Below are 6493 nucleotides of genomic sequence, written 5' to 3' on the forward strand. Positions count from 1 at the left end.
CGGCGAAACACCGCCACCGGCGACATCGGAGCCGCCCAACCTGGCCGCGTTCGTAGCAAGCCTATCGAGCGCCTGGCATGCGGGCGAGATCCGTCCGACCTTCTCCATCGAGGCCAAACCGCGTTACCTGCGAAGTCTACAAAGGTCGCGACACAAACCCTTATCGCGAGTCCCTCGCCGGCGCTCAAACCGGTGATCCCACCCACTCCTGCCGCGACAGCCGCGAAGATGCAGGAGAAGCCGAAGCCGGTCTACGCCGAGCCTGGCCAAGCCCGCGTCCAGGCGCTCCGCATGGTGTGGCCGATCGTTTGCCGCCGATTGGAGGAATTCCCCAATATCAACGCCACGCAGCTCTTCGAGGAGCTGTGCGTCCAGTTTCCAGGTCGGTTTACCCGCAAGCAGTACAAAACACTCGTCCGCCGGGTCAGTCTGTGGCGCCGAGCGGCTCGCGCGCGCGGTGTTGTCGTTGGGCCGAAGACGTATCGTCGGCTCAACGACAAACCGCGCGGCCGACGTCCCGACATCTTTAAGGACCATTGGGAAGAGATGGCACGGTGCCTTGAAGAGCGTCCGGATCAGACCGCACTTGAGCTTCTCGTCGAGTTCCAGGTCCGTTATCCCGGACGATACAGCTTGCGCCAGCTTCACACGTTGCAGAAGCGAGTAAGGGCGTGGCGACAACAAGCCGTGCAGCGGCTCATCGGCGAGGTCAGCAGCCTAGCGCCATACCTCGCTTCAGATTCCACACGTCTGGCGAGCGGGTAACATTCTTGGTGAGGCAGCCGGTAACAAAATTATGTGAGGCAACACGACACCGTGTTGCGCGCGCAGCCGAACTCCTGCGCAATCCGCTTCGCTCCCCAGCCGTGTTCGTGAAGCCGCACCATGGCCAAAACTTCTTCCCCCGACCGCATCGCCTCTCCCTGCATCGTCATCGACAAGGCAGGATTCGCCGAAATCTCAATCGTCATCCATTCCTCCTCTCAAAAGAGAGGGGTCAGTTCCTGGTGTCGCCTGGGGGTCAAATCTGGATGTCGCCCGACAGGCCGCGCACATAGGCTCGTACCCGTCGTGGATAGAGACCCGTGGGCGGCTTCTCGAAGGCGTCCTTGACCGGCTTGGAAACGTCAGTCACCGCTCTTTTAGTGAGCTCCTGGAATTCCGTGGCTTGCTCGACAGCAAGCCCCAGGCGGGGTCTGCTATGGTGTCACGACTTGCAATTTGGCTGCTTCATAGTCGAACGAAACTATGGTTGCAACATCGATTGAGACACAAACCGGGAACGCGAAGTGTGGACCGGCTCATTTCCAAACGTGCCGCCCTGCATCCAGCGAGCACCCGTAGCCCGAAGACTTGCTTGCCAAGCACTTTTGACGCACGCTCTTTTGAGTGGGTCCTCCATTGAGAATCACCTGTATGCCCGACATTTTCCGAATCCTCATTCCTGTCGACAGCCATGCGGCCGAAGCCTTCCAGACCGCCTTGGGCTACGCTAAGAAGCTTATCGCGCTTTCTGGGAGCGAACGCGGTCCGGGCTCTATCAAAGGGTCCCTTGGCGTTGCCATGGGACGGGCACCTCCGCACCGAAACGATGCGGAAGATCCGTCCAAGCTCGCGCAAATCGGTGCTGATAGTCTACTATGCCGCGCCGGACATTCTGGACCTCGTCGATGGCCTGCACAATGTTGCGGGCGTGGTGGCAGTGCCTGACCTGCCGGGTACGGCTGACGACTGGGCACGACGCTGGGGGGCCATTGTACATGGGCAAGAACAGCAGCCGCCTGTCGCGCTCATCGACGACCCTGTAGTGGTGCGGGGGCTTGAAGCTCTGACACGGATCGTGAATTTGTCTACGGGCCTCCTTCACCCCCGCGACAAGGATCACGCCAACGAGACGTTGCGCATTCTTCGAGCGCACGGGCACCAAGACCCGTCGCCCCACATTAAGTCTTGGGCCATCCGAAATGGGTGGCGACCGGATGGTGCTGCCGACTTAGAAATCCTGTCTCGAAAAATTTGGAGCCTCAAGAGCAAGCCGAGCTTATCCTCTTTTCACAACGCTACCGTACGATACGAACGCTGGCGCAACAGCAACATCTGAATTTCTGACACATGATTATTATCCGTGCCATGAGCCCGCGGCGTTTGGGCGAGTCGATCTGGATTCAGGCGGAACTGATCTTAGTCAAGATCTTATCGATCAGGATTTTTGCCGACGAGGCGTTCGGCGAGCACTGGTACACCAGGTCGCAAAACCGAGTGAAGGCCTTCCGTTCGTTTTCATCAAGATGGGGCAGTTCTAGCGGCATCAATGATGGAACCTGCAGCGCATCATATTTTGCCCTTAGATCCTCCATGGCACGACGTTGCAGATCCACTTCCCCTTTCTCGAAGATATTATTCGCCAACGCCTTCTTCAGCCGCGAGAAGCTCTCCTCGGCGCGGGTCGCTAACCTTGTCTTCTCCTCCGCACCGATTGCCCCTTGGTGGAAAACGTCAATGGCATGCTCGATCTGCTGGCGATGAAGGTCAGCTTCCCGCAGCCACTTTCTCTTTATCGAGCTTGTACGGCACAGCTTTGCAATCTCCCTTGCCATCGGGCTCAACTGGTTCAGGAGGTTTGTGTAGTGAGCATTTTGCTCAAAATGATCGCGCCGACCATTCGGCGTGATCTTGCGATCGATCACATGGATCTCGCCAACTGACCAAGCATTGAAACGCTGCTCGGAAAACAGTTCCTCCAGGAGGTTGTTATCGCCGATTTGTACATTGCCGGCCCTCAACCTCAATCCCTTGACCTTCGTCGCGCTTGGCAATGCGCCTTCATACTCGTGGTGCAAAATCCAGACGAGGGCGGCCGGATCGCCATCAATGCCAAAAACTTCGTTGATGGTCACCTGGTCAAAGCTGATTGGTTTCATGCCATCCTGAACCAGAACGTCCCGGTGAGGGCGGTAGACTGGTTTCGCACTCCCATCGATGAATATTTCCAGCTCCCCAAGCGCGACCACCGGAGCTAGTGCTGCGCGTAATTCTCTACCGAAGGTGAAGTCTGGAGAAAAAGGTACCGGGCCGACTTGGCCGAGATAGTCATCAATGGCGGCTGGACTCATCAACCTATCGCTGCGGATGCGAACTATACCCCGCAACTCAACCTCAAAGAAATGCTCCGGGTAGCCGCCGGCAGGTTTCATTCGTAGAGTTGCTACGCTTCGGATCAGGCTTTCGATGTCGCCGTCCCCAGACCTAAAAAGCGCCTTAAGTTTGCGGCAGTCCCACACCATCTCGGCGACCATTTTGTCGCCGACTGTTCTGGAACGGAAGATTACTTCCTGGGCATAGGCAAGGCCAGCAAGCCGACCCACACCGCGGAAGCCTCGCGATGTCGTGCCGCGTTTCCCGCTCGCCCCAAGAGCCGACATCTTGCGGCCAAACTCATGATTGGAAGCGCCGGTCCCGTTGTCACGAATGCGAATCGATCGCGAAGCCGCATCGATATCAATAGTCACCTTTCCGGCCTGCCCTGGCAGAAGCATGCCTCTTTGCCGGGCATCGTCGATCGCATCTGCTGCGTTCTGGATGTATTCCCGGTAAACCGTCATCGGATCTATGTACATGGCGCTCGACACCAGTTCGAGCACGTCACGGCCAACGACGATGGCGTCGATGAGCTCGACATTGCCCTGCTCCTTTGCTGCCATTAGGGCGGCGCGGTTGGCGCGAATGGCGGGCTCGATGCTCATGCAACAATCCTCTGTTTTCTCACCCGCGCTGTCTTTGGCACAGGGCTGTCTTCTTCATAGTCGAGGCCGGCGTCCTCGACGCGCTCGTCTTCCGCGAGGCCAAGATCGGACAACGATTCCAGCCTGACCCTTTCCTTCTGTTTTGCCCAGATCGAGGTGAGCTCTTCCTTCGACACCGGAATGTAGAACCGCAGAATGCGGCGGACCTTGTCGTTGTTCGCAAAGTCGCTGAGCAAAAAAAACTCGCGCGGGTCGCGCGACGATAGAAGTTCCACCAGTTCGGCGCGCTCAAAGCTGTCTAAGCCAGCAAGTTCTGCCTTGAACTCATGCAGCTTCTGGTCTGGATCAAAACGCTCGTACCATGTGCGGTTGAAGATGAAGTCATGCGGTAACATCAAAATGCGAGCGTAATCGTCAAATGTGTCACCGAAGGCCCGCTTGAAGAAGTCGGGAGCTCCGCTGACGATGCCATGCGTGGCCTGAAGAATGATCTGCATCGACCGAAGCTGATAACGCGACCATTTTTCGCCGACATGGCCGCGATCCGGCCGGTTCGTTGGCTGGTAGCGCATCGGGAACGACCAGATCCTGACCCCAAGTTCTTCATTTAGCGATACGTTTAGCCGCATCCGCTCGAACAGATCCTCGGGTCCGTCGTGAAAATTATAAAGCATATAATTGGAAAGTTCGGTCAGACCGTATTCGGCAGCATATCGCACAGCCTGCTCATACGGCTTCCTGACACCAAGATGGTCGAAGGCGATCCGAAGCGGCTTCAGGCAAATGCTCGCTAGCTCGCGCAGATACATGGGATCCTTGCACAAAATGCGGGCGTCGACGCCTTGATTGAAGTCCACGCGCCGTTGCACGGGAACTCTGGCGCCCGGTCGCAGAAGCTTAGCGCCAGGTATGAAGCCCAGATCGCGGATTTCGGCTATGATCTCTTTGAAGCGCGGCGACGCGACAACGTTGTTGTCCATCAAGATCAGGTCCTTTTTCGGACCATAATGTTCATCGATTGCGCGGACGAGATCGGTCAACGACTCCGTATCACGCTGCATTCCCTCAAGCTTCGGCACGCCGCAGAAATGGCATTTGCGGATGCAGCCCCGCGAGGTGTAAGCGAAATACCCATCCCGCACCGGGTACCGATAATCGATTTGCGACAGAATATCGTAGTCGGGAACGAGATCCTCTATTGGACGTCCTGTCGTGTCGCTGGCATAAAGCTCTTCGGAGAACTCGTCGAGCTGGAGCGACACGGCAGGCGCTTCCGACAACAGCCCTTTGATGAAACGAATGCCATGCCAGCGCCGCTCATCCAGAAAACGCTCATGCATAAGCGAGGCGGCAATCCCACCGACAAACACTTTGTCAGCCTGACCATTGGCCACTTCCAGGGCAAAGTCTATTGACTGCGAAATCTTCGGATATTCGAAGGAAAACAGTGTCGTGACGTAAATCCGGTCCCATGCTTCATTCATCACGGACCGATCTTCGCCCTTGATGAACCGGACCCGGTCGCGCTTGCCACGCGGCCCATGATATTGAGCAATCTTCATAAGGCCGAGCGGCGGATATTTATTCTTATAACCGGGCTCGATGAGCAGGATATTCTTGTTAGCCATTTGCAACCTTCAGTCGCGCCCGCCGCCGCGCATCACGAATAATGGACAAAGCCTCCTTGACTCCGCCCTGGCCACCGAGCCCTCGCAATGGGCCGGCGTTCGTCCAGTCGAAATCAGGAATGAAATCACCAAGCATCGAGGCAAAATAGGCTGGCTGCGGAAGCGTCTGCGGATGCTCGCAAACCATGTCGGCGGCAATTTCCATAAGAGCGTAGACGCCGATGCCCTTAGTGACGAGAAAATTGCGTGGCTTGGAAAACGACAGAGGCAAGAGTTCCACAATCGCAATCCAGAAATTGCGGGCGGCGAGCGCCGCATCCTCGGCGTTGATGGGGCGTTGGCCGCGCACCCTTTTGAAGAACTGCTTTGCCGCCTTTTGCATGGTCCGCAGCGACGCCCGTCGTTCGAGGCCGGAGGTAGCCTCGCCTCCGAGGTCAAGCCGTTGATACCAGGGCGAAGTCGCCTCACTATTCAGGAAGAGCGCGATGAAGAGCTCGGGCCTCTCTGCACTGAGATTTTCTGAAAGTTGCGCGTCGTGATAATCGAGAAGGCTCTTCGAAAGACCCTTCGCCTTGCCATTGATGACGTCAAAAATCGCCGTCTCATCGCGCTCGTCGAGGCCGATGAAGCACATGAAGGGCAGTTCGATGTTCTGGTCCGCGAGATAGCCGAGCCGATGCTGACAATCGACTTGAGATAGAACCCGCGCGCCATCTTGCAGAACAAGCTCATAGGTCCCATTAGGTCCACGGTGAACCAACCAAGCACCATCTTCGCGGGGACGCAGATTGAATGTCAGAGGAATAGTCGTACTGCCAGGCTTCTGAATATAGCGCCGGAAGTCCAGGCTGTGCTGTGGGCTGAAACGGCGTTGATAACCCCGACCCGTCACCTCGTCGAGGACGTCGGCGAAGCTAAAGGCATGCAGGTCGCGCGCCGGCGCGAAGCCAAGAAGGACCTCGCGGCCGGCAGACGCGCCTTTGATGCAGGTAAGGGTCGTCCGCGAAGCCACTGCCACTCCCATTCTGCAGCGATTGACTGCAAATTTGCTGCGCTGGGAATGCAGATATCAAACTTCGATCGATTCTGCGATCACAAAATATTACGCCGCCGGATGTTCCT

The 6493-nt window shown here is 57.0% G+C and carries 4 protein-coding genes and 2 pseudogenes; 2 read left to right on the forward strand and 4 right to left on the reverse strand.

Annotated elements, in window-relative coordinates:
* Positions 1 to 765: pseudogene (locus EOA28_RS20510) on the forward strand (hypothetical protein); the annotation flags it as partial.
* Between the two features lie 47 nt (positions 766 to 812).
* Here the strand turns inward: EOA28_RS20510 and EOA28_RS38935 are convergent.
* A pseudogene (locus EOA28_RS38935) lies at positions 813 to 971 on the reverse strand (helix-turn-helix domain-containing protein); the annotation flags it as partial.
* A gap of 620 nt (positions 972 to 1591) precedes the next feature.
* Between EOA28_RS38935 and EOA28_RS20515 the strand changes: the two are divergent.
* A complete protein-coding gene (locus EOA28_RS20515; RefSeq protein WP_128315210.1) occupies positions 1592 to 2101 on the forward strand; it encodes a hypothetical protein in 510 nt (169 codons plus the stop codon).
* 64 nt (positions 2102 to 2165) lie between these two features.
* On the opposite strand, the gene EOA28_RS20520 is transcribed toward EOA28_RS20515, so the two are convergent.
* The 3 genes from EOA28_RS20520 to EOA28_RS20530 are packed head-to-tail and all read right to left on the reverse strand — an operon-like array spanning position 2166 to position 6383.
* Positions 2166 to 3743 carry an ATP-binding protein gene (locus EOA28_RS20520; protein ID WP_128315211.1) on the reverse strand — a complete coding sequence of 526 codons (1578 nt, stop codon included), beginning with the start codon at positions 3741 to 3743 and terminating at the stop codon, positions 2166 to 2168.
* The gene (locus EOA28_RS20525; protein WP_128315212.1) at positions 3740 to 5371 is read right to left on the reverse strand and encodes a radical SAM protein; all 1632 of its coding nucleotides are present in this window, start codon (positions 5369 to 5371) and stop codon (positions 3740 to 3742) included. The genes EOA28_RS20520 and EOA28_RS20525 overlap by 4 nt, the downstream gene beginning before the upstream one ends.
* Positions 5364 to 6383, reverse strand: coding sequence for a DGQHR domain-containing protein (locus EOA28_RS20530; RefSeq protein WP_245501568.1), 1020 nt, complete (start codon positions 6381 to 6383; stop codon positions 5364 to 5366). The genes EOA28_RS20525 and EOA28_RS20530 overlap by 8 nt, the downstream gene beginning before the upstream one ends.
* Positions 6384 to 6493 lie beyond the last annotated feature (110 nt).

Source organism: Mesorhizobium sp. M2A.F.Ca.ET.067.02.1.1 (genome assembly GCF_004023285.1).
GTDB lineage: Bacteria > Pseudomonadota > Alphaproteobacteria > Rhizobiales > Rhizobiaceae > Mesorhizobium.

Excerpts from the sequence above, each read along its gene's own strand:
- EOA28_RS20515 (WP_128315210.1), top strand. The coding sequence starts at position 1,592 with ATGCGGAAGATCCGTCCAAGCTCGCGCAAATCGGTGCTGATAGTCTAC.
- EOA28_RS20520 (WP_128315211.1), bottom strand. The coding sequence starts at position 3,743 with ATGAGCATCGAGCCCGCCATTCGCGCCAACCGCGCCGCCCTAATGGCA.
- EOA28_RS20525 (WP_128315212.1), bottom strand. The coding sequence starts at position 5,371 with ATGGCTAACAAGAATATCCTGCTCATCGAGCCCGGTTATAAGAATAAA.